This is a genomic window from Glaciecola sp. HTCC2999, from assembly GCF_000155775.1.
Classification (GTDB): Bacteria; Pseudomonadota; Gammaproteobacteria; order Enterobacterales; family Alteromonadaceae; genus Opacimonas.
In genome coordinates, this window is the sequence record NZ_DS989810.1 from 560,410 (window position 1) to 587,000 (window position 26,591).

A 26,591-nucleotide genomic window follows, 5' to 3' on the forward strand; every position below is an offset into this window, starting at 1 on the left:
TCGTCGTGATTGATCGTTTGCGTTAGTCATGTACGCACTCGCGTCACTGTTATTAGCTAGACGCTTTATTTCAGTTTCGAATGCATCAATGCAGTTCGTTGACAAACTAGCTCATTCAGCTGTCCCCCTTATATTTGCAGTCACGGCAATAACACTGCATGGTTTTTTATTAATCAGTTTATTTACACAAGGACATGCACCTAATTTAAGTATGGTCAATGTCGCTTCATTACTGTCTTGGTTAATGGTCATTACTCTTCTCGTTAGCACCATTTTCATGCGCACGTTAGCATTGGTTTCGGTTAGTTTTGCTTTTGCCGCGGTGGGTGTGTTGCTCATGTTAATCAATCCCAATTCATACACGTTGACAGATTATCAAGCGTCACCAATGATTTTACATATCATATTATCTTTATCTGCTTATGGTTGTGTTGTGGTTGCACTGTTATATGCCATTCAAATGCGCTACATACATAAACAACTCAAAGAAAATCCATTACTCCTCACCCAACAATCTTTACCACCTTTATTAGGTGTGGAAGCTTGGGTGTTAAAGTTAGTATTACTTGGTTCTATTCTGCTGGGATTAGCATTGGTAAGTGGGTTTTTAACCATAGATACTATGCTTGCGTCACAGCATGCTCACAAAACAGTACTGAGTATTATTGCCCTTGGGGTCTTTCTTAGTATGTTAATCATCCATGCTAAATGGGGATTATCTTCCACCATGATACTCACGCTTACCAGTACAGGCGTGGGCATACTTTCTTTGGGGTATTTTGGTACCCGAATCGTACGTGAAATTATTTTAATATAGGAATATCTTTTTGGACGCCATCTCTACAAGCACCTTATTTATAATCTTAGGTGTATTGATTCTTTGCTCTGCCTACTTTTCAAGTTCTGAAACTGGCATGATGTCACTTAACCGATATCGTTTAAAACACCTCAATAACGAAGGTAATCGTACAGCTAAGCGAGTGCAAAAAATGCTAGATAGACCCGATCGACTGATTGGTCTTATTTTAATTGGCAATAATTTAGTGAACATCGCCGCCTCTGCGGTAGCAACTGTAATTGGCTTAAGAATGTTTGGGGATGTCGGGATTGCTATCGCGACCTTCGCCTTAACGTTTGTTATTCTGGTTTTTGCTGAAGTGACTCCCAAAACGATCGCGGCGCTTTACCCTGAAAAAATTGCGTTTCCAAGTTCATATTTATTAAAACCATTAGGTGTGATCCTCTCTCCTTTTGTTATCTTTGTGAATAGCATTACTAATGCTCTGCTGGCCATTTTCAAAATCAATCCGACGAATAATCAAGGTGATGAGCTTAGTCCTGAAGAGCTAAGAACAGTTGTGTATGAAGCGGGTTCTCTCATTCCTAAAGAACACCAAGATATGTTGGTAAGTATTTTGGAATTAGAAAAAATGACGGCAGAGGATATCATGATCCCCCGTAGTGAAATTGTTGCTATCGACATTAATGAAGAATGGAAAGATATACAAAGGCAACTGGTTAATTCACAACATACACGTGTGCTTTTGTATCGTGATTCTATCGACGATGCAGTAGGTTTTGTTCATGTACGCGATGCACTTAGGTTGCTTTCGAAAGATACGTTTTCTAAAGCCTCATTGTTACGTGCGGTACGTGAGATCTTCTACACACCTGACTCGACGTCTTTGCATGTATTAATGTACCAATTTCAAAAAGCACGAGAGCGCATCGGTTTAGTGGTGGATGAATATGGTGATATTCAAGGATTAGTGACGCTTGAAGACATATTAGAAGAGATCATAGGTGATTTCACCACCAATATGGTGCCTGACCATCATAAGCAAACGAACACTCAACAAGACGGCAGTATCTTAGTTGATGGCAGTACTAATATTCGTGATTTAAATAAAGAAATGAATTGGTCATTTCCAATTGAAGGTCCTAAAACATTAAATGGACTGATATTAGAAGAACTTCAAGAAATACCAGAAAACAATATCTCGCTCAGATTAGCCGGTTATCCTATTGAGATCATCGAATGGAATGACAATATGATTAAAACGGTTCGAGTCATGCCTCAGTATTATAGAAATGAAAATACTGAAGAAGATTAAGAGTCTTTGCCTTTAGGCTGATATGAGAAATTTAATGAATTTTTGAATCTTTTTGCTTGTTCCAAGGCTTCTTTTCGGATGATGCGATTTTTGACTATTTCCTGCTTCACTTTTGAGACAGTCATATCCAACTTTTCCAGGTCAGACATAATACTTTTAAAATCAGAATCATAGGGTATTTCATTTCGAAATACATGATAATTCAATGCGTGCACTAACTGACTTGGAAGAGAATTGTATTTTGCCATTACTTTTGAATTAATTGGATGCTGTTTTTCTTTATCGGAAGCATACCGATTTTCTTGATGCTAATTTCCCTGAAAATGGATAAATAACTCTCCTACTGAACGGCAAGGGTCATAATCTACGACTGCTACAGAAGCAGTAGCAAATAACGGGGAAATCATTTTTTGACATAAGTCATCAATGAAATAGCTCACGAATGGCATGTGAGAAACTATCATGAGACATTGAGGATCATCTAACATACTAATTTTTGTGTCTATATAGTCATGAGCAAGAGTGACTATGCTACTGGGTAAAATATCTTGGGAGTACTCTACTTCTTTAAATTGAATATGTTGGTCTAATTGGTTAAACGTCTGACGTGTACGTAGATAAGGACTAACCAACGCAAGGTCAACGCCACTTTCAGCGATGATATTATTATTTAAGAGCCACTTTGCAGTGTGCTCAGTTTGAATATTACCAAAAGGTGTCAATGGCCTTAACATATCTGATTGAGCTGCCAGTTCGGCTTCTCCATGGCGCATTATGAGCAATTTCATTATCTGTATTTCTTAATATCAATCTTTTAGCTAATGGTAAGTATAATTGTAATCCATCACAAATGTTGTTTTACTTTCTACCTCTAGACTAAGGTATAAAGTCATATATGGATAATTATTTATTTGAAATGCTTAAAGTTAAGCAGAAAAGAAAGTGTTATCAAATCCTGTCGCTTTTCGAATTGCAACATGTTTTGAAATAGAAAAAATTGGAAATGCGATTGGTCCCAGACAAACACCAATAAATGCCCAACGTTTTGCAGGCATAGCATTTAGGGTAGCTTCTATAAAATAAAAACCGCTAAATAAGACTGATAATATAAGTACCGTTAACATTATGACCCTTTCAAATTTGGCATTACTGTTTATCTAAGGTACAAAATTATACCCTGAAATCGTCAATAAACAGTCATTTATCAGCGTGATAATGAAAAAAACCGAGCTATGCTCGGTTTTTAACAATTTACTTACTCAATGCTAATAAAAGTCACGATTTTCCTCAGCCATTTTTACTAAAATAGGCGCAGGCGTAAATTTATTGCCGTATTTTTGAGCAAAATAATCTAACCTTTCCACCAGATTTGAAATGCCTATTGTATCCATATAACTAAACGGCCCACCTAAAAATGGAGGGAAACCAATCCCAAATATCGCTCCAATATCCCCGTCTCGAGCACTTCGAACAACACCTTCATCTAAACAACGTGCCGCTTCATTGAGCATCATATACACTGACCGTTGAATAATTTCATCATTACTTAAATGACTATTAGGCTTAATATTTAATAGACTATAGATACTCTCATCAACCACTTTACCTTTATGTTTTGATGAATAATCGTAGAACCCTTTGCCATTCTTCTTACCTTTACGATCATCTTGCAACACTTTATCAAATGCATCAGGCGCAGCGAAACGGTCACCAAAATCAGCTTGTAAAATAGGGATGATCTTAGTACCGACATCAATTCCCACTTCATCTAATAATTTAACGGGGCCTACTGGAAATCCAAATTTCACTAATGTCTTATCAATGTTATCGATGGGCTCACCTGCTAAGATCATCTCAGCTGATTCACTCATGTAAGGAGCTAAAATACGGTTCACATAAAAACCAGCGCCATCTTTAACTACAATGGGGGTTTTACCTTGTTTTTTAGCAAATGCCACTGTATTTGAAATAGTTCGATCAGAAGTCCCTTCATGCGCAATAACTTCTGCTAATGGCATTTTATCTACTGGCGAGAAATAATGTAAACCAATTACGTTTTCCGGTCGCGCAGCTTTTGCTGCAATTTGTCTAATCGGAATCGATGAGGTATTAGATGCAAAAATCGTATTCTCACGACAATTCGCTTCAACATCCGCTACCATTGCTTGTTTTAAGCCAACATCTTCAAATACAGCTTCAATGACCATGTCTGTATCTTTAAAACCACTATAATCCGTCGTACCAGTAATTAATGCTAGCTGTTGTTGCATTTGAGAATGGCGTAGTATGCGACGTTTTACACGCTTATGTAATATGCCATAAGCGGTATTCATCGCATTTTTAATACCTTGTGCATTTATATCTTTAATTCGTACTGGTACTTTGGCTTTGGTTGCACTGACAAAGGCAATTCCGCCGCCCATTAGGCCGCCACCAAGAACACCGACTTTGTTCACTGCCTCAGCTGGCACATCTGCTACACCAGACTCTTTTTTCATTTCAGTTGTAGCAAAGAAAATACTGCGAAGCGCTCGTGATTCCGGAGTCATCACAAGTTCCCCAAAACGTTGTGCTTCAATGTTCAAACCGGTTTCCAAGCCTTTATCAAGGCCAGTTTGGATACATTCTAAAATCGCTTCAGGAGCAGGATAATTACCTTGCGTCTTTTTCAGTAGCTGCTTTTTGGCTTGAGAAAATAAGATCCCACGACCAACAGTAGTATTTTCTAAAAAACGATTCACTAATGATTTTTTTATTGCTTTACGCTTTGGTTGACCCGCTAACGCCATTTTTTCTGCTTCAGCCATCAATATACTACGTGGCACAACCGCATCAACAATACCGTATTTTTTCGCTTGTTTCGCACGTACCGAACCACCCGTCAGCATCATTTTTAACGCTTGTTGCAAAGCGATCAAACGCGGTAAACGTTGCGTACCTGTACTCCCAGGTAATAAACCCAGCTGAACTTCTGGTAAGCCCACTACCGTACTACTATCATCAGAACAAATACGTCCATGACATGCTAATGCGAGCTCAAGACCACCACCTAACGCTGGGCCATGAATGGCAGCTATTACAGGAATAGGTAAATCAGTGATGCGGCGGAAGATTGCTTGTCCACCGCGAGCAATATCGGTTGCTTGTTGTGCCGAAGTACAGGCTGCTAACATACTCACGTCTGCGCCAGCCATGAACGAGTTATCTTTCCCCGAAGTTAACACGATCCCTTTAATACTGGTGTCTTGCTGGATCTCATTCAACAATGTGTCTATCTCACCTGCAAATTCTGCCTTGAGCACATTCATTGATTCATTTGGTACATCCATAGATAAAATGGCAATACCTGAGTCTTGTTTAGTAAGCGAAAACGCTTGCTGTGTATCTGTCATTATTCTGTCTCCACAATCATCGCAGCGCCAAGGCCACCTGCTGCACATGCCGTTAATAATCCAGTGCCACCGCCGCGGCGATTTAATTCATTGAGCATCTGCGTAATCATGCGTGTACCGGTAGCCGCAAACGGATGGCCATAAGCAATCGATGAGCCTTGTACATTAAACTTATCCATATCAATTTCACCAATCGCTTTAGCTTGACCTAGTTTTTCTTGAGCAAATTTATCGCTAGCGAACATTTTTACATTCGATAAGGTTTGTGCGGCGAATGCTTCGTGCATTTCAATTAATGTCAAATCATTCAGTGACATTCCTGCTCGCGCTAATGCTAGTGGCGTTGCATAACTTGGTCCCATCAACATATCTTCCCACACATCTATTGCGGTAAAGGCATAAGATTTAATGTACCCCAATGGCTGGTAGCCTAGCGCTTTGGCCTTGGCTTCATTCATTAAAATAACAGCGGACGCACCATCGGTGAGTGGGGTCGCATTAGCTGCAGTCACAGTACCAAACTGACGATCAAATGCTGGTCGTAACTTTGCATAGCCTTCCAGTTTAGAATCAAAACGAACATTATTATCTTGTTCTACCGCTTTTTTATAGGGTTCAGGATAAGCAGTCATCACTTCTTGAGCCATATGACCCGCTTGCCAATTTTGTGCTGCAAGTGTGTGTGAGCGATGAGCAAGCGCATCTTGTTCGGCACGAGTGATACCGTGAGATTTAGCCATTTGTTCAGCTGTATCTCCCATCGATAAGCCCGTAGAATATTCTGCTACGGCAGGAGGCACAGGGATTAAATCTTTGAGACCTAATTTTTTTAGTACCTGCCATTTTTGTCCTAAGGTTTTTGTTTTTTGTAAATCCGTCAACGCACGTGCAAGATTTTTAGACACTTGAATAGGTGAGACTGACGTTGAATCCGCCCCCCCAGCAATCCCCACATCCGCATTACCCAACAAAATCGACTCCATCACATTGACAGTCGATTGAAAACTCGTCGCACATGCTCGCGATACACTGTAAGCGTCTGTGTGCACATGCATACCTGTCCCTAAGACAATTTCTCTTGCAATATTTGGTGCTGCAGGCATTTGAACCACTTGACCATACACAAGCTGATCGATTTCTAACGGTGAAAGATCATGACGAGCAAGCAGCTCATTGACCACCATTTTTCCTAAATCTACCGCAGGTACGCCGTGAAAATCTGTCGCCATCTTAGCAAACGGTGTTCGTAAGCCCGCAACTACAGCGACGCGATCGCCTTGAGCCGTTTTGACTGTTTGTAACTTCGCCATAATCGATTATGTTCCTATGAATAGTAATTAATGTGTTGATGTCTACACGTCAATCAAGCATGCCATTATTAAATGCACAACACCAGTGGTCCGACCTCTAAATCAATTGTTTGATTGTGACAAAACTTCGTCAGTATTTCCAGTATTACTCTGAAAAAAAACAAAAATTCGTGAAAGAACCTTGTATTATGAAAACTGAACCTTACTTTTATAGTACTGTCTTTACAGCAAGTTTGTTTTTTATTTAACAACTTGCAAATGTTTCATCACCAAATAACAATTTTAATCAAGGAACATGGTTTATGGCGTCGACAGATTTTGCCCCTTTGCGCGAATACTTGAATTCACAAATTATCGGTCAACATGCATTGACAGATAACATGCTCATTGCATTACTCGCAGATGGACATCTATTAGTTGAAGGGCCTCCAGGTTTAGCTAAAACCCGTGCCATCAACGCCTTGGCAAATGGACTTGAAGGTGACTTTCATCGTGTTCAATTTACCCCTGATTTGTTGCCAGCGGACCTAACCGGTACCGATATATATCGACCCGAGACCGGTGAATTTATATTTCAATCGGGGCCATTATTCCATAACCTTGTGCTTGCCGATGAAATCAACCGAGCCCCGGCTAAAGTACAATCAGCGTTGCTAGAAGCGATGGCCGAACGTCAAATAACAGTGGGTAATACGACATATGACTTACCTGAGTTATTCTTAGTAATGGCGACTCAAAACCCGCTTGAGCAGGAAGGTACTTACCCGTTACCAGAAGCACAGCTTGATCGTTTTTTGATGCATGTTGAGATTGATTACCCTAATGCTAAATCTGAGTTGATGATTTTACATTTAACCCGAAATGAAGGCCTATCAAAACCGCTTTCCCCGCCGGTACCATTGTCGCAAAAAGCAATCTTTGATGCGCGAGAAGCGATCTTATCCATGCATATGAGTGATGCATTGCAAGAATACATGGTGCAATTAGTCATGGCGACACGACAACCACAACAATATGACGATAAATTAGCGCAATACATTGCATTAGGTGTATCTCCGCGTGCCACTATTGCATTAGACAAATGTGCCAGAGCACATGCTTGGCTGATGGGTCGAGATTTCGTCGGTCCCGATAATATTCATGCTGTATTTCATAATGTCATGCGCCATCGTTTGCCATTAACTTATGAAGCTGAAGCCGATGGAATCAATGTCAATGATGTGCTCAACACCATCCTTAAAACTGTGGCTGTGCCATAAATGACAGTGTGCGGTGGTGCAGGATAACGAGCCATGTCAATTTTACAGACACTAAGCCAATTTTCTGAACAAGACGCAGTCGCATTATCGGTCAAACGATTAATGCAGTATAAACTTGCGCATAAACTCATTCCATTGTCACCTAAACGGACTCCTCAAGCTAAACTAGCCGGTAGTTACATTAGTAAAATGAAAGGTCGAGGGATGGAGTTTGATGAGGCACGACATTATCAACCCGGTGATGATATTCGTGCCATTGACTGGCGCGTGACTGCACGCACCGGAAAAACTCATACAAAAATTTTTCGCGAAGAACGCGAAAGGCCGGTTTTTATTGCCACAGATATCAGCGCCACCATGCAATTTGGTACTCAATTACAATTAAAATCCGTGTTAGCAGGACATCTAGCTTCAGTGTTAGCCTGGTCGGCAAAAGCACGTGGCGATCGCGTCGGCGGATTGGCTTTTAATTCCCTCGCACATCGTGAGATTAAACCGAAAAACCAAGATCGTGCGATCTTGCATTTACTTACCGCCATTAGCGAATTGCAACAGTCCCAACCACTGCACATTGATTCTGCTGAGAATCCCTTACTCAATGCCACTAAACGCCTACGTCGATTAGCTAAACCGGGTAGTTTAGTCTGTATCATTAGCGATTTTCAACACCTTAATGATGAAGTCAAACAGCATCTACGTCAGCTGACTCAGCATTGTGAAGTGCGTATCTTTGGGGTGACTGATCCATTAGAAACCGCGCAACAAGACAGCAGTATTCCAATATTAGTGACTGATGGCAACGAACAAGCGTTGCGCACGATGAAACCTGCTTCACAGGGAGCACGCTATATCGATATCCAAATGAGTTTAGCTAAAATGGGAATGAATCAGCAATGGTTATGCGCCTCTATTCCTTTAGTGACCCAGTTGACCAAAGGATTAAAGCCACTCACGATGAGCCAAATTCAAACCAATTTACAAGCAGCACAATCTGTGGGGAAAAAATAGTATGGAACCACAAATATTTGTGCCGCCAAATGACGTGATTACACCAGCATCGATTAGCTGGTTTCCACCTTCATGGTTGTTAAGCGTAATATTACTTACTGTATTTGCGCTTATTATTTGGTGCATCATCACCCTTGTCAAATATCGTCATGCATACGCAGTAAAACGTGCCGCGATAATAGAGCTGTCAGAAATCCAAGCTCAAGCTAACTTATCTGATTTTCAAAAACTGGTGTTATTCAACCAGTTACTCAAACGTTTAGCATTGCATTATTACCCTCAAGAACAAAACAGCATCACCCTACTTCACTCCCAAGCTTGGAGTGATTGGTTACAAGGTAAATGTCAGTCAGCGCCGAATGACCAAACTCTTGAAGCATTGAATACACTCAGCCATGCCCTATATTTACCAGCGTCACAATTTGATAATCTCAATACCCACCCCAGCGCCAAAGCAGTATTGTTTTGGACAGGTAAAGGTTTACCTAAATTTAATTGGTTAACATTACGCTTATCGAATAAAGGGATTGGCTAATGGAGACATTATTAACGGTATGGGATAATTTATCATTTATGTGGTGGTGGGCAGGCCTTCTATTTCCACTACCATGGATTATTCAATGGTTGTTTGGCGAGGCACAAAATAATCAAACCAAACCGATTTTTATGCCGTTTTACCAGCAGCTCACCCAAGCTGCAAGTCACACTAAACGCAAAGCACCAGCGCGAAGTACATTATTATTTATCGCTTGGAGTACACTCATAATTAGCGTGTGTCGTCCTGTCTATTATGGGGAACCTATTTCTATTCCTAATGAAGGACGAGATTTAATGGTGGCGGTCGATTTATCCGGATCAATGCAAACCCAAGATATGGTAGTCAATGGTAATGAAGTCGACCGTTTAGTGATGGTAAAAACCGTCTTAGGTGATTTTATTCAGCGTCGTGTTGGTGACAGGATCGGTTTAATTTTATTTGCTGACACTGCGTATTTACAAGCACCGTTGACATTTGATCGTACGACAGTTGAGCAGCTACTTTCAGAAACCGTTATTGGTTTGGTGGGTGATTCTACTGCAATTGGTGACGCTATTGGATTAGCCGCAAAGCGCTTCAGTGATAAGCCAAATGTGAATAAAGTCTTGGTCCTGCTGACCGATGGACAAAACACAGCAGGTAATATAACGCCCGATCAAGCATTGAGTTTAGCCGTAGACCAAAATATTAAAATTTATCCGATTGGTGTAGGAGCCGATGCGATGACGGTAAATAGTCTATTTGGCCAACGTCAGGTTAATCCCTCTGCTGATTTAGATGAAGGACTGTTAACTCGGTTAGCAAAAGATACCGGTGGACAATATTTTCGAGCTCGAGATACTCAAGAACTTGAACAAATTTATCGACTACTCGACCGCATAGAACCAGTGGAAGATAACCAACAAACTCTGCGCCCACAACATGCACTATTTTATTGGTCACTAACTGTCACTTTAGCTGCATTAGCTTTACTTGCATTACTAACGTGGGCTACCCGGCAATTCAACTGGAAAGTGGAGGTATAAATGGATTGGATCAACGAGTTGATTAACCAAGCGCAACTACTTCATTTTTTGCGCCCGATGTGGTTTGTTGCACTTATTCCAACATTCATTATATACATGATGATGCGTGCTCTGCGTAAACAAAAAAATCAATCGGCCAGTTTGATCAATGATGTCCTATATAGCTATCTCACTCAAGGTGGTTCTCAATCTACCGATAAACGCTTATTATGGCCAATGTTATCTGCTGTATGTTTATGCATTGTCGCTATGGCAGGTCCGACGACACAAAAAATCCCCAAACCCGTTTATGATGTAGCTCAAGCAAAAGTCATTGTGTTAGATTTAAGTTTATCAATGCGTTCAACCGACATCGCCCCTGACCGCCTTACGCGCATGAGTTTCAAAGCCATTGATTTAATCAATGCCAATAATGGTGGTGAAATCGGTTTAATCGCCTATGCTGGTGATGCGTTTGTGATCAGTCCAATTACTTCTGATGGTACGAATTTAAATGCCTTAATTCCTGGGTTAAGTCCGGAAATCATGCCTGAATTTGGTAGTTCACCCGATTTGGCGTTAATGAAAGCCGATGAAATGCTCACCCAAGCAGGTTATCTCAATGGGGATATTATTTGGTTCACTGATGGTGTGGATTATGACCAAATACCCATGCTTACCTCGTTATTACAACGCCTCCCCCACCGCGTTTCCATCATGTCAGTGGGTACCCCTGCCGGTGCCCCTATCAAATTACAAAACGGACAACTCCTTAAAGATCGCAGTGGCGCCATTGTCATTCCAAAACTTGATAATACCGCTTTACAAACATTGGCCAGTATTACAGGCGGTGTATTTACTCCAATTACAGCAAATGAACAAGACATTACCCGCATCATGGACGTGGCCGATACCATGCTTGGTGACGCGACGAAAATGAATAGTATGCAAGGTGATGATTGGTATGAATTGGGGCCTTATTTATTAATTCCAGTAATATTAATCACGTTATTTTATGCCCGTCATTATTGGATCATGATGCTATGTATGGTGTTAATTCCTTTTTCATTTTTACGTTCCCCAACCGTGATGGCACAGAGCATAGTACCAGATACCCCCCAGAACGAATCAAATGTTCCAGCCAGTAACGTGAGATTACCTAATACCCCTTTAGATTTTTTACCCGCGCCCTTACAAAACGATAATCAAAAAGGACTGCACGCTTTTAAAAATGGAGATTTTGATACTGCGGCAACGTTATTTAATGATCCTGAGTGGCAAGCGCATGCTCAATATGCCGCTGGTGATTATGAAGCAGCCTTATCACAATTTACTCAAGATAACTCTGCAGTTGGCCAGTTTAATAAGGCTAATACCTTAGCTAGAATAGGCGATTATAAGAGCGCTCTTGACGCTTACTCTGCGGCACTTGAACAACATCCAGATTTTACCGAAGCACAAGAAAATAAAGACGCATTGGAGCGCTTTCTAGAAGAACAGCCACCACAGCAGTCTTCGCCGGACGATTCCCCCTCGGAACAAGACAACACTGATGAACAGAATCAGGAGCAACAGCAAGAAAATCAAGATCCTAGTGATCAGCAACAAAATCAAGAACAACAGCAGCAAGATGACCAACAATCGTCACAGGATCAGCAATCATCAGAGTCGGAAGAGCAAAACGATGCTGCTGAGAATAATCAATCCAATAGTGAACAATCCCAAGATCCTAGTGATGAACAGCAAGCCAATGAACCAGAATCGTCGGATACCGAAGAACAACCAGAAGACCCATCGGATCCTAAAAAAGATGATCAAAACGAGTCAGAAACGATGCAAGCACAAGTTAATGATGAGCCGCTCACTCCAGAAGAACAAGAAAAAATGCAACGGATGCAAGCATTAATGAATAAAGTGCCTAACGATCCTGGCTACTTATTGAAGCGTAAAATGGAATTAGAATATCAACAACGTAAACGTCAACAAGCCCCTCGCTCTAGGACAAAACAATGGTAAGAATGTGGTTTTATCTGTGTCTCGTTATCAGTCTATTGGTCAGCTTTAATGCGTGGTCATTTGATAAACTCAGTGCAAAAGTAGATAAAAATCCAGCGATGCTGGATGAATCTATTACGTTAACGGTAGAAGCAAATGCGTCGTTACCGCGAGACGCATTTGATACCTCTGTGCTCGAAAAAGATTTTAAAGTCGTGCGCACTTCAGTGAGTAATCAAATGCGTAAAATCAATTTACGTGAATCTGTCAGTACAACATGGACGACTATTTTATTTCCTCGCACTACAGGTCGTTTGACCATACCTGCAATTAAGATATACAGTATTCAATCTGATCCGATAGACGTGTTGGTCGTGCCTGTATCACAAGCCCGTTCTCAGACTCGTGATATTTTCATGACTGCATCGGTCATACCTGAAACGGGCTATGTCCAACAACAACTCACCTATCAAGTCCGTTTATATTTAGCAGTTGAATTAGAACGTGGGTCATTGCAAGTCCCCGATGTTGAAAATGTGATGATGGAACAAATGGGCGAAGATATCGAAAGCACTGCCATTCAAAATGGGAAGCGCTATCGAGTCATTGAGCGTAATTTCTCTATCATCCCCCAAGAATCTGGGCCTTTGACTCTACCAAGTCCAATCTTTGAAGGCAGCATTCGAACACGGAACCGCGGTAGTTTCGGTGGTTTATTTAACCCGAGTAAACCGGTGAATCAAATTGGACCTGAAGTAACTGTAGAAATCTTACCGATTCCATCCGGTTACACTGATAACTGGCTCCCCAGTGAATTTGTCCAAATAAACGAATCTTGGTCTGATGATATTAATAACTTTACAGTGGGTGAGCCAATTACACGCACGATTACTTTAAGTGCCATTGGTGTAGATGATTCAGTATTACCTCGCATTGATAAACGCCTTCCTCCTAGTATTACGGCATATCCTGAACAACCTCAACTCACTACTGTCAACAAAGATAATACGTTAATCGCTCAAAAAGTACTTAATATTGCCTTGGTACCCTCTCGAGAGGGCACGTTTGTCTTACCTGAAATTCGTATTCCTTGGTTTAATACATTAACGAAAGAGACCGAATTTGCAGTCATTGCTGCACAAAGTATTAATGTGCAACCAGCGGCATTTAACTCTTCTGTTCCTGATGTAATGTTACCTACAGTCGATCCTCAGCCTTCGCCGGTTGCAGTAGTAACTACAGCAGTATTACCTTGGTATCAACAAGCCCTACCTTGGCAAATTAGCACTTTCATCGTTTTGATACTTTGGGCATTAAGCAGCTGGATAGCACCGCGCACCCCACGTAAAAATAAGTCTAAGACGCAACAGGATATTCCAACAACATCATTTCGTCGCTTACAAAAAACCATCGACAAAAATGCATTCAAATATGTCGAACAGGAGTGTGTAGAGTGGCTAAGTCATCACTTTGATTATCAGCCAACGTTACAAGGTTATACTCAAGCGCTTAACAATGATGAGTTTACCCATGCAGTAAATGCCATGTATGCATTCATGTATAACAAGCAAGGGGATGAATTACAGATCCGTACACAATTAAAAACGGCAATTATTCAGTTACAAAAAGTATATTTACAAACTGGTAGCTTAGATGCTAAAACAACGTTAACACCACTCTACCCCAATACATAAAAAATAATAATACGACAGGACATCATATGGCACATTCAAAACGAACATTACTTGCAGTAAGTATTGCTGCAGTACTCACTTCAATAACAATGATGGGCTGCACAGAGGCACCTTCAGGCGTGCAACCTACAACGTCGCCCTCTACCACTGAAACAACGGCAGTAGCAGTACAAACTGAAAGCCAACGTTTAGCGACATTCTTTCAAGAAAGTTTTGATGAAGATGTGTCAAGCTCCCCTATTTGGCAGTCTTATCTAGGAATTAAAGATGATTATGATAAATGGGATGATGTATCGGATGCGGCAACACAAGCAGAGATTTATAAGATAACCGCACGCTTAGCTCAATCTAAAACATTCGATACCAGTCAACTAAGTGCTCAAGAGCAACTCAGCTTACAAATTTTCCAACAAGACATTGAGCGCCAACTTGCTAACGATGAATTCCGTCATCATGTCTATATCATGCACCAGTTTCGAGCTGCCCATACTTTTATTCCTAGTTTCTTAATTAACATTCATCGGATTAATGATATCAGTGATGCTGATGCTTACATCCAACGACTGCATGGTGTGTCAACGATGTTTGACCAAGTGATTGATCAGCTGCGTATTCGAGAAAAATTAGGCGTATTTCCACCTAAATGGGCATATGACCAAATGATCCAAGCATCAAACAACGTCATATCTGGTAATCCATTCACGCAAAGCGAAAATGACTCGACCATTTTAGCTGATTTCACGCAAAAACTCGGCGCACTCGGTTTATCCCAAGCAGAACAAGCTAGTTATTTAAGTAAAGCCAACACGGCGTTAAATCAAAGTGTCAAACCCGCGTATGAAAAACTTATAGCAGAGCTAATGAAACAGCGTTTACTAAGCCCCGAGGGTGATGGTGTATGGCGCTTACCCGATGGTGATAAATGGTATCAAAATCGTCTAGAATGGTTTACCACTACAGACTTAAATGCCGAACAAGTGCATCAAATTGGCGTCGAAAACGTTGAGCGTATCCATGCGCAAATGCGTGAAATTATGGCTCAAGTGAACTTTGAAGGAACCCTGAGTGAGTTTTTCACCTTCATGCGCACTGATCCACAATTCTACTATCCTGATAGTGATCAAGGTCGGGCGGATTATATGGCCGATGCTAAGGCTTATATTGATAAAATGGAGGCAAAGATCCCCGAGTATTTTGGATTAACTCCTAAATCGCCGATGGTAGTTAAACGTGTTGAAGCTTTTCGAGAGCAGTCTGCCGGTAAAGCGTTTTATCAATCTCCAGCAGTTGATGGCTCACGACCCGGTATTTATTATGCCAACTTATTCGACATGATGGCAATGCCTACCTATCAAATGGAAGCGTTGGCTTATCATGAAGGGATCCCTGGACATCACATGCAACGCGCAATTACACAAGAGCTAGAAGGCATTCCCGATTTTCAAAAATACGCCAGTTTTACAGCTTACACCGAGGGTTGGGGCTTATATACCGAAGAACTCGGGAAGGATATGGGCTTTTATGCTGACCCATACTCTGACTTTGGCCGTTTAGCCATGGAATTATGGCGTGCCTGCCGTTTAGTCGTAGACACCGGGCTTCACGCGAAGCAATGGAGTCGTGAAAAAGCGATTGATTACTTAGTCGAAAATACTCCTAACGCAAAATATGACGCCGTTAAAGCGATCGAGCGTTACATTGCCATGCCAGGCCAAGCAACAGCATATATGATTGGGAAACTGAAAATTATGGAATTACGTGATAAAGCTCGCAACGCATTAGGCGAAGACTTTGATATCCGCAGTTTCCATGATGAAGTACTTAAAGATGGCCCAGTACCTTTATCATTGTTGGAAGCTAAAATAGACACATGGATCCAACAGCAAGACTAGTGATTAAGGTGTGATTGCACCTGCTACTAATGATGAAAGTTCTAACTTGTGATATTCCATTATTACGAGTTAGGACTTTTTTTTATTGGTCGGTATACCGTGCTAAAAGATATCTATACTATGTCTTTACTTTAAAGTACTACTGACGTTTGTTACACTAAAAAATTATGCCTTTTAAACAATAATAATAGGAATACCATGGAAATCGGCGTCATCATTTCATTAGGACTCTACTTTGCTCTCATGCTGGCCATCGGCCTATTTGCTTATCGAAATAGCGAGGCGAATGTAGAAGGTTATTTACTCGGTGGCAGACAACTCTCTCCAGCAGTGACGGCACTTTCAGCTGGGGCTTCAGATATGAGTGGCTGGATGTTGATGGGATTGCCTGGTGCTATGTATATATCTGGTATGTCAGCGGCTTGGATTGGTATAGGTCTAGTTATAGGCGCTTGGTGTAATTATAAATTTGTCGCCCCGCGACTACGCTCTTACACTGAAGTGGCAAATAATGCGATTACGATTCCTGATTATTTCGCTGAACGTTTTGTTGATAAATCTAATCTCTTACGCATTATATCCGCCATCGTGATCATTTTGTTTTTCACTTTATATACCTCATCAGGGGTAGTCGCTGGTGGTAAGTTATTTGAATCCTCCTTCGGTTTTGATTATACCATTGGTGTTTTCGTAACAGCGGGGGTAGTAGTCGCCTATACACTCTTTGGAGGCTTTATGGCGGTCAGTCTGACTGATTTCGTGCAAGGCTGTATTATGTTTATTGCACTTATTCTTGTACCGACAGTGGTGATTTTTGATTTAGGTGGGATCACTGCTACTATTAATACCGTCAACGCCATAGATACTAATTTTTTCTCGTTATTTACTGCTGTGGGTAGTACAGAAAGTATTTCGCTCATTGCGATCATCTCACTTATGGCCTGGGGCTTAGGCTATTTTGGTCAACCTCATATTATTGTTCGTTTTATGGCCTTAAGAAGTGTCAAAGATATGCCAACTGCTCGTCGAATTGGAATGAGTTGGATGATTATAGCTTTAATCGGTGCACTCACTACCGGATTATTTGGGATGGCTTATGCCAATGCTAACAACATTAACGTCGACGATCCCGAAACTATATTCATTGTATTATCCCAGTTACTATTTCATCCATTAATCGCTGGCTTTTTACTCGCCGCAATCCTTGCCGCTATAATGAGTACAATTTCCTCACAACTCCTTGTGACATCAAGTTCATTAGTCAATGATATCTATGAAGTATTATTTCGTAAAAATGCACCGCAACAAGAACTTGTGCTTGCCAGTCGCTTAGCTGTCTTGATAGTCGCAATAGTCGCTATACTATTGGCATTAGGGGAAAATAAATCTATTTTAAGCCTAGTGAGTAATGCATGGGCTGGCTTTGGTGCTGCTTTTGGACCGCTTATTTTACTTAGTTTATATCGTCAAGATATTTCAAAAATTGCGGCATTAGCAGGTATTCTATCTGGGACAGTGACAATACTCATTTGGATGAACATTCCTTATGGTGATGGGCAAACTTTATCAGCATGGATGTTTGAGTTAGTGCCTGGTTTTATTATTAGTACCGTGTTTATTTTGCTATTTACTCGACTTTATCCTAATCAAGCACCTGAAGTTGCCAAACATTTTAGTGCTATGCACCAACAACTTGATGAAACAAGATCTTAAGGAAACAACATCTTAACGAATTAATAGCACATTAATTCAGCTATGCCTTTTTTATACATTCTTTACATGGAAGTAAAGAAGTGTAAATGAAGTCAGAAGATATATCACTTTTAAACTATGTACCTATAATAATTATCATTTCACGTAAGATTACTTCGAGATGCCACTATATTAATGGTCACATTAGCCATTGATTTACATGGATATTTCCAATTCGCTTGGTGAATCATAAAAATCCTCTCTTAGGTATAGCAAAATCGCATAATTGCTTTATATATATTGTGGTATTGTAAGCATAGAACTAATTAGCATAACATTAATTGGAAATTGTAATGACTGATACTGTCACCCATTTGAAACAACTTGAAGCTGAAAGTATTCACATCTTTCGTGAAGTCGCCGCTGAATTTGATAACCCTGTCATGCTCTATTCAGTCGGAAAAGATTCTTCTGTACTGCTTCATTTAGCGCGTAAAGCCTTTGCCCCAGGTAAAATCCCCTTCCCATTATTACACGTCGATACCACCTGGAAATTCCGTGAAATGATTGAGTTTCGTGACCGGATGGCGCAAAAACATAATTTAGATTTATTAGTCCATATTAACCAAGAAGGTGTGGATGCGGGCGTCGGTCCATTCAGCCATGGCAGTGCCAAACACACAGACATCATGAAAACTAATGCATTAAAACAAGCCTTAAATGAGCATAAATTTGATGCGGCATTTGGTGGTGCGCGTCGTGATGAGGAAAAATCTCGCGCTAAAGAGCGTGTGTATTCGTTCCGTGACCAACACCACCGCTGGGATCCAAAAAACCAACGTCCCGAGCTGTGGAATATTTATAACTCACAAGTTAACCCAGGTGAAAGTATCCGTGTATTCCCCATGTCTAACTGGACTGAGCTAGATATCTGGCAATACATCTACCTTGAAAATATTGAAATCCCATCATTATATCTTGCCAAACCACGTCCCGTTGTAGAGCGCGACGGGGTATTATTTATGGTTGATGATGAGCGTATGCCTCTTGAGCCAGGTGAAACGCCGATGATGAAATCGGTGCGTTTTAGAACCCTCGGCTGCTACCCACTTACCGGCGCGGTGGAATCTGAAGCGGACACATTGCCAGAAGTCATTCAAGAAATGCTCTTAACTACCACCTCTGAGCGTCAGGGACGTGTTATCGACCATGATTCTTCAGGCTCCATGGAAAAGAAAAAAATGGAAGGATACTTTTAAGCATGAGTACCGATATCGTATGGCATCAACATGCCACTAATAAAGCGTCTCGCGGCGCGCAAAAAAATCAAACGCCACGGGTATTATGGCTCACCGGTTTAAGCGGCTCGGGTAAATCGACCATTGCGAACTTACTGGAACAAAAACTCGTTGCCCAAGGGAAACATACCTATCTGTTAGATGGCGATAATGTCCGTCATGGATTATGTGGCGATTTGGGTTTTAGCGATAAAGACCGCGTCGAAAACATTCGCCGTATTTCAGAAGTCGCCAAACTCTTTGTCGATAGTGGCACGCTGGTCATTACCGCGTTTATCTCACCTTTTAAAGCCGACCGTGATTATTGTCGTGAAATTTTAGATGAGAGTGAGTTTGTTGAAATCTTCATTGATACGCCTCTAGAGGTGTGTGAAGCACGCGACCCTAAAGGCTTATACAAAAAAGCACGCAGCGGCGACATCCCCCATTTCACCGGCATAGATTCTGAATACCAAGCGCCGGTTAACCCTGAAATCACAGTCAATTTCCAGGATGAAGACGCGGTAGCCACCGCTGAGCGTTTATATGCATTACTTGTTGAGAAGGGCTTAGTGTAATGCCAAGCATCAATGAAATTACGTTGCTACAACCTCAAGTGGAAAAAATAGCGATTGCTGCAGGTAATGCCATTTTATCTATCTATGAGCGCGATTTTGAGATTGTCACCAAGACCGATGAAAGTCCGTTAACTGAAGCCGATTTAGCTGCGCATAACGTGATTATTGCAGGGCTAGAAGCGATAAGTGATTTACCGATATTATCTGAAGAATCCGCCGATATCCCATGGTCCACCCGTCAAACATGGGACAGCTATTGGTTAGTAGACCCTTTAGATGGTACTAAAGAGTTCATCAAGAAAAACGGTGAATTCACGGTTAATATCGCCCTTATTAGTGGCGGTACACCGGTATTTGGTGTGGTGTATGCGCCAGTGTTAGACACATTGTATTCAGGAGTGGTCGGTGCAGGCGCAACGAAAACCGTCAAAGGTGAAGCCACTGCCATGTCACCAGCTTTACGCAGTGACGCTAGCGTCTATCACGTAGTTGGCAGTCGTTCTCATCAAAGCCCTGAAATACAGCAGTTCATCGCCGCGTTAGATAAAGAAGCAGAGCTAGTATCAATGGGTAGCTCGTTAAAGCTGTGCCTGGTTGCTGAAGGGGCGGCGCATTTTTATCCACGTCTTGGGCCCACGAGCGAATGGGATACCGGTGCAGCCCATGCCGTGGCACTTGCCGCAGGTGCTACTGTCACTGAATTATCTCTTGAAACTATCGCAGACTCTGCGACGAACCCCAATTCCCAAACGCCGCTTCGCTATAACCAACGTGAATCGGTATTGAACCCCTATTTCTTAGTGAGTTGTTAAGCCATGGAACATAAAAATACATTACTTGAAAACGATATTTTAGGCTACCTTGCCCAACATGAAAACAAAGACATGTTGCGCTTTTTGACCTGTGGCAGCGTGGATGACGGTAAAAGTACCTTAATTGGTCGCCTACTTCATGACTCTAAAATGATTTATGAAGACCAACTGGCTGCCATTACCCAAGACAGTAAAAAAAGCGGTACTACCGGCGAAAAAGTCGATTTAGCCTTACTTGTTGATGGTTTACAATCTGAACGTGAACAAGGGATCACCATTGATGTGGCGTATCGTTATTTCTCAACGGATAAGCGAAAATTCATCATTGCCGATACCCCAGGACACGAACAATACACACGTAACATGGTGACCGGTGCCTCTACTTGTGACTTGGCCATTATCTTAGTGGATGCGCGTGAAGGCGTGAAAACCCAAACCAAACGCCATTCATTCTTAGCTTCATTATTGGGCATTAAACACGTCATTGTGGCGGTTAATAAAATGGATTTGAAAGATTACAGTGAATCTGTGTATGCCGATATCAAAGCCCAATACCTTGATTTTGCTCAGCAGCTGAGCATCGATGATATTCAATTTATTCCGTTATCCGCGCTTGAAGGCGATAACGTGGTTAACCATTCACAAAATACACCGTGGTATACCGGCCCGACCATGATGTCTTTGCTCGAGAATATCGAAGTCACACGCACGGTTAATCGCAGTGATTTTCGCTTCCCAGTACAATATGTGAATCGTCCAAATTTGGATTTTCGCGGTTTTGCCGGTACGGTAGTCTCTGGAGAAGTCAGTGTGGGTGATGCAGTCACTACCTTGCCATCAGGTAAAACCTCGACCGTTAAATCGATTGTGACGTTCGAAGGTGAGCAAGAGCGTGCTGCACCACAATCAGCCGTGACCCTGACTTTAACAGATGAGATTGATATTTCTCGTGGGGATATGATTGTTAAATCAGATAACCTACCGCTCCATGGCTCACAATTTAATACGCATTTAGTGTGGATGGATGAAGCTGCGCTCATTCCTAACAAACAGTACAACTTTAAGTTTGCGACCAAAACCGTATCAGGTGGAGTGAGTAATATTGATTATTTAATCGATGTGAACACGATGGAGCAAACGGAAGCGGTTCACATGCAGCTTAATGAAATCGGCAAAGTGGGCATTAAACTGACCCAAGACGTAGCGTGTGATGCCTATACACGTAATCGTCAAACCGGTGCGTTTATCGTCATTGACCGCTTAACCAATGCAACTGTCGGTGCAGGCATGATAATCGACCAACTCGCCGCGAGTGATGCACCTCAGCATGCTTACTCTGCATTTGAAGTGGAATTTAACACACTTGTTCGTAAGCATTTCCCACATTGGGGTGCTGCGGATATTACGCAGTTAAAATAGTACATAGTGCCAAGTACGTAAGTACTTTAGATTAGGGTGGTCATACCGTGACGATTGATTTACTGCAAGTCAGTGTAATAGGTATCTTTTTACTGACTATTGGTGCGCTAATAGTCAGTAAACAGCGCCCGTCATTTATCTTTAGTCTGGCCACATTAGCCTTATTGCTATGCGGTGCTGTGTCAATTGATACGGTATTAGATAATGCGACTAACCAAGGCTTAATCACCCTATTGCTGTTATTAATTGTCTCTCATGCGATTGATAAAACAGCACTACTCAAGCGCATTGCACGAAAACTCATTATCCAAAATTATACGACGTCATTTTTACGCTTGTTTGGCATTTCCTTTTTTGCCTCGGCATTGTTGAATAACACCGCTATCGTGGCCAGCTTAATTGGCTCAGTGAAACAAAACCAATATCACGCCGCATCAAAATTACTTATCCCTCTCTCCTACGCAGCTATTTTAGGCGGAACGGTCACCTTGATTGGCACATCCACTAACCTCATCGTGGATAGCTTTTTGATTGAACAAGGTCATCCGGGCTTTGCATTTTTTGACTTCACGCTGTTTGGTTTAACCGCAGGACTTATCTGTGGGGGACTGTTATTTGTGCTAAAAGGTTGGCTACCCAATATTAATCCTCGCACTGAACACAACAGTGGATATCTACTTGAAGCGGAAGTGGCGTTTGATTCAGAGCTCATTGGTCAATCAGTAGAAGAGAACCATTTACGAAATTTACCCGAGTTATTCTTAGTAGAGATTGTCCGCAATAACCAAATCATCTCCCCAGTGACGCCTGATGAGGTCATCTATGCTAATGACAAACTCATTTTCAGTGGTAACGTCCAAAAAGTCGAGGCGTTATCACATATCAAAGGTCTGCACTTATTTGCTGAGTATGATGGTTTATTACGCGAAGCATTAACCGAAGTCGTTATCTCCAACCGGTCTTCTATTATCGGTAAAACGCTGAAAAAAGTGGGATTTAGAGCGTTATTTGATGCTGCAGTGGTCGCTATCAAACGAGATGGTGAGACGTTATCCGGTAAGCTGGGGGAAATCACCCTCCAATCAGGCGATTTTCTGTTACTCGCCACCGGCCAAGATTTTCAGCAACGTAATAACCTGGCCAAACACTTCTTTATCGTTTCTGAACAAACAATCTCGCGTAAACTCTCTTCCACTCAAGACTGGTTGACGATTGGCGGATTTTTAGGCGTCGTGACATTAGCAGCGCTTGAATTAGTCCCATTAATTATTGGGTTATTATTCTTTCTGGCGTTGCTTGTCTTTTTAGATGTGACCTCTTACAGCGAGGTAAAGCGCAACCTGCCATTAAATTTATTATTGGTGATTGTTGGGGCATTGACATTATCATCTGGGCTGGTTAATAGCGGCGTGATTACGTTATTAACCGATAATTTAAATGATGTATTACTCGCAACATCCCCCCTCGTCGCGCTAATTGCATTGTATATTACCACCCTACTACTAACCGAGTTTGTGACTAATAATGCCGCTGCGGCATTAATGTTTCCATTTGCCTGGGCGTTAGTAGAGACGATGGGCTTACCTGTCATGCCATATGCATTAGCGGTCGCATTTGCGGCGAGTGCGAGTTTTATTACCCCGTATGGTTATCAAACTAACCTCCTAGTACATAATGCGGGTAACTATCGTTATATGGATTTTGTGAAAATTGGGCTGCCTATTTCAGTGTTATATTCTATAATTGTGCTCAGTTTATTGAATTGGGTGTATTTGTAACAATATGAAGATCCTCTATATTTGCACACATAATCGTTGCCGAAGTATTTTATCTGAAGCCCTCACCAATCATCTTGCGGGACCTAATATTATCGCTAAAAGTGCTGGTAGTCAGCCATCAGGTGAGGTACATCCTCTATCACTTCGCTATCTTATTGAGTCTGAAATTCCTACAGATGGCCTACAAAGTCAATCATGGGATGAATTTGAAAACTTTAAACCTGACTTAGTGATTACGGTATGTGACTCAGCTGCAGGTGAAAGTTGCCCAATATGGTTTGATAGCACAGTAAAAGTACATTGGGGCTTAGCTGATCCCTCCAAGATTGAAGGCAGTGAGGAAGAAAAGGCAAAAGGTTTCAAAATCTGTATGAATGAAATCACCAAGCGGATCAATCAACTCCTTCCTTTGTCGAGTATGAACTTAACTCAAAATGAACTTAGAGCAGAATTAGCTAAGCTAGGTGCCTTATAACCGGCGTCATTGATTAAATAATTATAGCTTATTAAACAAAAAACTCGCTTCACCACCACAGTAAAACGAGTTTTCATTCACTAACTAGCTATATAAAAAGCTAATTATTTAACTACCTATCTAAATAATACTTTCTCACGGTTAAACCAATAGATACAAAAAGCGATTAATAGTCCCGCGATAGCTGTCGTTGATAAGAAAATCGGGATGAGTGCCATATAATCCATAGTACCTTTGATCAATTCTTTAATCGCTAATGCCACGTTCATTAAAGGTACCCAGGCATAAATCCCTTCTAGTTTAATACCCGGTAGCATTGCTAGAATAATCGGAATGATGACGATAAATACGAGCGGTGTCATATAGCCTTGGGCTTCCTTGAAACTTTTGGCGTAAATAGACATACTCAATAATACCGCAGCGAATATCGCTACAATGGGCACTAACATGGCAAACATCAATAAGAAATCTACCGCACTGATCGCGCCCATGAACTCGGTAATCAATTCAATCGCCATACCTTGTGAGAGCACCACTCCCCAAACAAAGAGGCTACCAACGGTCACCATCGCAGACGTCACTCCTGCAAACGCGATCGTGAAGAACTTGCCCATCACTAACTGATTCCGCGGAATAGGTGAAATTAATAAGGTTTCTAACGTACCTCGCTCTTTTTCACCTGCGCCGATATCTGTCGCTGGTAACATCGCGCCTTGTAGACATAAGATAAAGATTATATAGGGAATTAAGCCACCTATTTTTTCACCAATATTTTCACGCTTATCAGCGGTAGACACTTTATCCACTAAAATTGGCTCTAATAAGCCTTTTTGAATTTCTTCACTGATCCCTAACGTAATAAAAGCCTGATCACGGTTTGATTCAGCGATATTATCGATAATCTTATTCAAACGACGCTGTACCATATTTAAACCCGCATCATTTAGATATAGGGTTAATGTGTTTTGACCTACGGATAAAATATCATCACTAAAGGTTGCTGGTATCACTAAAACAAAGTCCACCGTCTCAGAGGTGATCAGTGCTTTTATTCCAGTTTCATTACCCGATTGCAAATCAGTGTTAACCTGAGATAAATCATCGACTTCAGCTATTTTGGCGCTGAGTATCGGCGCATTTTCTGCACCAATAATGGCGTAATTAAGCGTCTTAGTTTGCGCTTTTTCGATGGCTTTACCTGAAAAATAAGCCACTCCACCAAAAATTAATGGAAATAATAATAATGGCAGTGCAATCATAAAAAATAAGGTTTTACGATCACGTAATAGTTCTTTAATTTCTTTTCTAAATACTAACCACATATGTTTATACCTTACCGATGGTCGTTAAAAATGATTGATGCAATGAACCATCGGCCAATGCTGAAAATGAATCTAAATCACCATTGAATTTCGTCGTGCCTTCATCAATGACCGTAACGGTGTCACATAATTCTTTCACTTCATCAAGGTGATGGGTCGAAAAAATCACAGGGGTTTGCTGCACTTTAAGGGTTTGAATGAAATCAATCACCGTTTGAGTTGCCATTATATCTAGGCCTGTTGTTGGTTCATCTAGCACAACGACTTTAGGAGAATGCACCACAGCACGAGCGATAGATACCTTTTGTTTCATGCCCGTTGAATAGTTTTCACTACGACGGTCTAAGAATGTGCTGAGATCTAATAACTGCGCCAACTCTTCAATCTTATCGTTAATCGCTTGCGCATTCATGCCATGTAATTTACCGAAGTATTCGATATTTTCACGACCTGATAAGCGACCATATAACCCAGTTGAACCCGATAAAAATCCAATTTTTTGACGGGCAAGAATGGGATTTTGCACCACATCTTCACCATCAATCAGGATCTGGCCAGAATCTGGTTTTAATGCACTGGATAACATACGCAACGTAGTTGTTTTTCCTGCACCATTAGGTCCAAGTAAACCTAAGACCTGGCCTGTATTACATGAAAAATTGACGTTTTGTACCGAATGAAAAAAACGCCCTTTTAAGCGAGGATCTTTCTTTTCTTGTTCGGAAAGCTTTTTGGGGTTTTCAACTGTGAACCTTTTGGCTAATTGCTTTATTTCAATCATGCATAATGTCCTAACTCTCTATATTCCATAAAGCAAATCTCTAACAGATTTACTGACTCTTTCATGAACTACATAATAACCAATTGTAGATAATGTGCATCTGATTTAAGGACTTAGACACATTTGTTCACAATTTGTTTGTGAAAGTCATATTTTTATCAAATACTATTAACGTTGAAAATATTACATAAAGGATAACACCATGAGTCACATTACTAACCCAATACAAGCCTGTAACGATATCTTCTTTA

At 41.2% G+C, this 26,591-nt stretch carries 22 protein-coding genes; 16 read left to right on the plus strand and 6 right to left on the minus strand.

Translation table 11 applies throughout. The annotated features are described in order from the left end of the window. Nucleotides 1-28 precede the first annotated feature (28 nt). Nucleotides 29-817 (plus strand): inner membrane protein YpjD, encoded by a 789-nt coding sequence (locus tag G2999_RS11640; RefSeq protein WP_010178359.1) that lies wholly within the window; start codon nt 29-31, stop codon nt 815-817. Nucleotides 818-827: 10 nt separating this feature from the next. Further along, a complete protein-coding gene (locus G2999_RS02440; protein ID WP_010178360.1) occupies nt 828-2,114 on the plus strand; it encodes an HlyC/CorC family transporter in 1,287 nt (428 codons plus the stop codon). A 308-nt stretch (nt 2,115-2,422) separates the two neighbouring features. Here the strand turns inward: G2999_RS02440 and sixA are convergent, their stop codons facing one another. The 4 genes from sixA to fadI all read right to left on the minus strand — a co-directional run bounded on the left by sixA (nt 2,423) and on the right by fadI (nt 6,816). Then, nucleotides 2,423-2,902 (minus strand): phosphohistidine phosphatase SixA, encoded by a 480-nt coding sequence (gene sixA / locus G2999_RS02450; protein WP_010178362.1) that lies wholly within the window; start codon nt 2,900-2,902, stop codon nt 2,423-2,425. Nucleotides 2,903-3,040: 138 nt separating this feature from the next. Further along, nucleotides 3,041-3,238, minus strand: a complete 198-nt coding sequence (locus tag G2999_RS02455) for a hypothetical protein (protein ID WP_010178363.1) — start codon at nt 3,236-3,238, stop codon at nt 3,041-3,043. A gap of 141 nt (nt 3,239-3,379) precedes the next feature. Beyond that, nucleotides 3,380-5,506, minus strand: a complete 2,127-nt coding sequence (gene fadJ, locus G2999_RS02460; RefSeq protein ID WP_010178364.1) for a fatty acid oxidation complex subunit alpha FadJ — start codon at nt 5,504-5,506, stop codon at nt 3,380-3,382. Then, nucleotides 5,506-6,816 carry an acetyl-CoA C-acyltransferase FadI gene (gene fadI / locus G2999_RS02465; protein ID WP_010178365.1) on the minus strand — a complete coding sequence of 437 codons (1,311 nt, stop codon included), beginning with the start codon at nt 6,814-6,816 and terminating at the stop codon, nt 5,506-5,508. The genes fadJ and fadI overlap by 1 nt, the downstream gene beginning before the upstream one ends. A 302-nt stretch (nt 6,817-7,118) precedes the next feature. On the opposite strand from fadI, the gene G2999_RS02470 reads away from it, so the two are divergent. From G2999_RS02470 to G2999_RS02535, 14 genes are all read left to right on the plus strand, one after another. After that, complete coding sequence (locus G2999_RS02470) at nt 7,119-8,075, plus strand: MoxR family ATPase (protein WP_010178366.1); 957 nt, start codon at nt 7,119-7,121, stop codon at nt 8,073-8,075. Nucleotides 8,076-8,108: 33 nt separating this feature from the next. After that, a complete protein-coding gene (locus G2999_RS11645) occupies nt 8,109-9,083 on the plus strand; it encodes a DUF58 domain-containing protein (protein WP_010178368.1) in 975 nt (324 codons plus the stop codon). Between the two features lies 1 nt (nt 9,084). Beyond that, on the plus strand, nt 9,085-9,618 hold the full coding sequence (locus G2999_RS12550) for a DUF4381 domain-containing protein (protein WP_010178370.1): 534 nt from the start codon (nt 9,085-9,087) through the stop codon (nt 9,616-9,618). Next, on the plus strand, nt 9,618-10,646 hold the full coding sequence (locus G2999_RS02485; protein WP_010178371.1) for a VWA domain-containing protein: 1,029 nt from the start codon (nt 9,618-9,620) through the stop codon (nt 10,644-10,646). Before G2999_RS12550 ends, G2999_RS02485 begins: the two co-directional genes overlap by 1 nt. Continuing rightward, entirely contained in the window at nt 10,647-12,641 is a 1,995-nt protein-coding gene (locus tag G2999_RS02490; protein WP_010178374.1) for a VWA domain-containing protein, read from the plus strand. It abuts the gene before it with no gap. Then, the gene (locus G2999_RS11655) at nt 12,635-14,314 is read left to right on the plus strand and encodes a BatD family protein (RefSeq protein ID WP_010178376.1); all 1,680 of its coding nucleotides are present in this window, start codon (nt 12,635-12,637) and stop codon (nt 14,312-14,314) included. Before G2999_RS02490 ends, G2999_RS11655 begins: the two co-directional genes overlap by 7 nt. Before the next feature lie 26 nt (nt 14,315-14,340). Continuing rightward, nucleotides 14,341-16,206: a DUF885 family protein gene (locus tag G2999_RS02500; protein ID WP_010178378.1), complete on the plus strand. Its 1,866-nt coding sequence runs from the start codon at nt 14,341-14,343 to the stop codon at nt 16,204-16,206. 198 nt (nt 16,207-16,404) lie between these two features. Continuing rightward, the gene (gene putP, locus G2999_RS02505) at nt 16,405-17,919 is read left to right on the plus strand and encodes a sodium/proline symporter PutP (RefSeq protein WP_010178379.1); all 1,515 of its coding nucleotides are present in this window, start codon (nt 16,405-16,407) and stop codon (nt 17,917-17,919) included. A gap of 332 nt (nt 17,920-18,251) precedes the next feature. Continuing rightward, nucleotides 18,252-19,157 carry a sulfate adenylyltransferase subunit CysD gene (gene cysD / locus G2999_RS02510; RefSeq protein WP_010178381.1) on the plus strand — a complete coding sequence of 302 codons (906 nt, stop codon included), beginning with the start codon at nt 18,252-18,254 and terminating at the stop codon, nt 19,155-19,157. A gap of 2 nt (nt 19,158-19,159) precedes the next feature. Next, a complete protein-coding gene (gene cysC / locus G2999_RS02515) occupies nt 19,160-19,753 on the plus strand; it encodes an adenylyl-sulfate kinase (RefSeq protein ID WP_010178387.1) in 594 nt (197 codons plus the stop codon). Continuing rightward, nucleotides 19,753-20,565 (plus strand): 3'(2'),5'-bisphosphate nucleotidase CysQ, encoded by an 813-nt coding sequence (gene cysQ / locus G2999_RS02520; RefSeq protein ID WP_010178389.1) that lies wholly within the window; start codon nt 19,753-19,755, stop codon nt 20,563-20,565. Before cysC ends, cysQ begins: the two co-directional genes overlap by 1 nt. A gap of 3 nt (nt 20,566-20,568) precedes the next feature. After that, on the plus strand, nt 20,569-21,984 hold the full coding sequence (cysN, locus tag G2999_RS02525) for a sulfate adenylyltransferase subunit CysN (RefSeq protein WP_010178391.1): 1,416 nt from the start codon (nt 20,569-20,571) through the stop codon (nt 21,982-21,984). Nucleotides 21,985-22,037: 53 nt separating this feature from the next. After that, a complete protein-coding gene (locus G2999_RS02530) occupies nt 22,038-23,762 on the plus strand; it encodes an SLC13 family permease (RefSeq protein WP_029257343.1) in 1,725 nt (574 codons plus the stop codon). Between the two features lie 4 nt (nt 23,763-23,766). After that, nucleotides 23,767-24,237, plus strand: coding sequence for an arsenate reductase ArsC (locus G2999_RS02535; protein WP_010178395.1), 471 nt, complete (start codon nt 23,767-23,769; stop codon nt 24,235-24,237). 116 nt (nt 24,238-24,353) lie between these two features. Here G2999_RS02535 and G2999_RS02540 read toward each other — a convergent pair whose 3' ends face one another. Together G2999_RS02540 and G2999_RS02545 are read right to left on the minus strand one after the other, a co-directional pair. Continuing rightward, entirely contained in the window at nt 24,354-25,559 is a 1,206-nt protein-coding gene (locus tag G2999_RS02540) for an ABC transporter permease (protein ID WP_010178397.1), read from the minus strand. A 4-nt stretch (nt 25,560-25,563) separates the two neighbouring features. Beyond that, entirely contained in the window at nt 25,564-26,340 is a 777-nt protein-coding gene (locus G2999_RS02545; RefSeq protein ID WP_010178399.1) for an ATP-binding cassette domain-containing protein, read from the minus strand. Nucleotides 26,341-26,591: the final 251 nt, after the last annotated feature.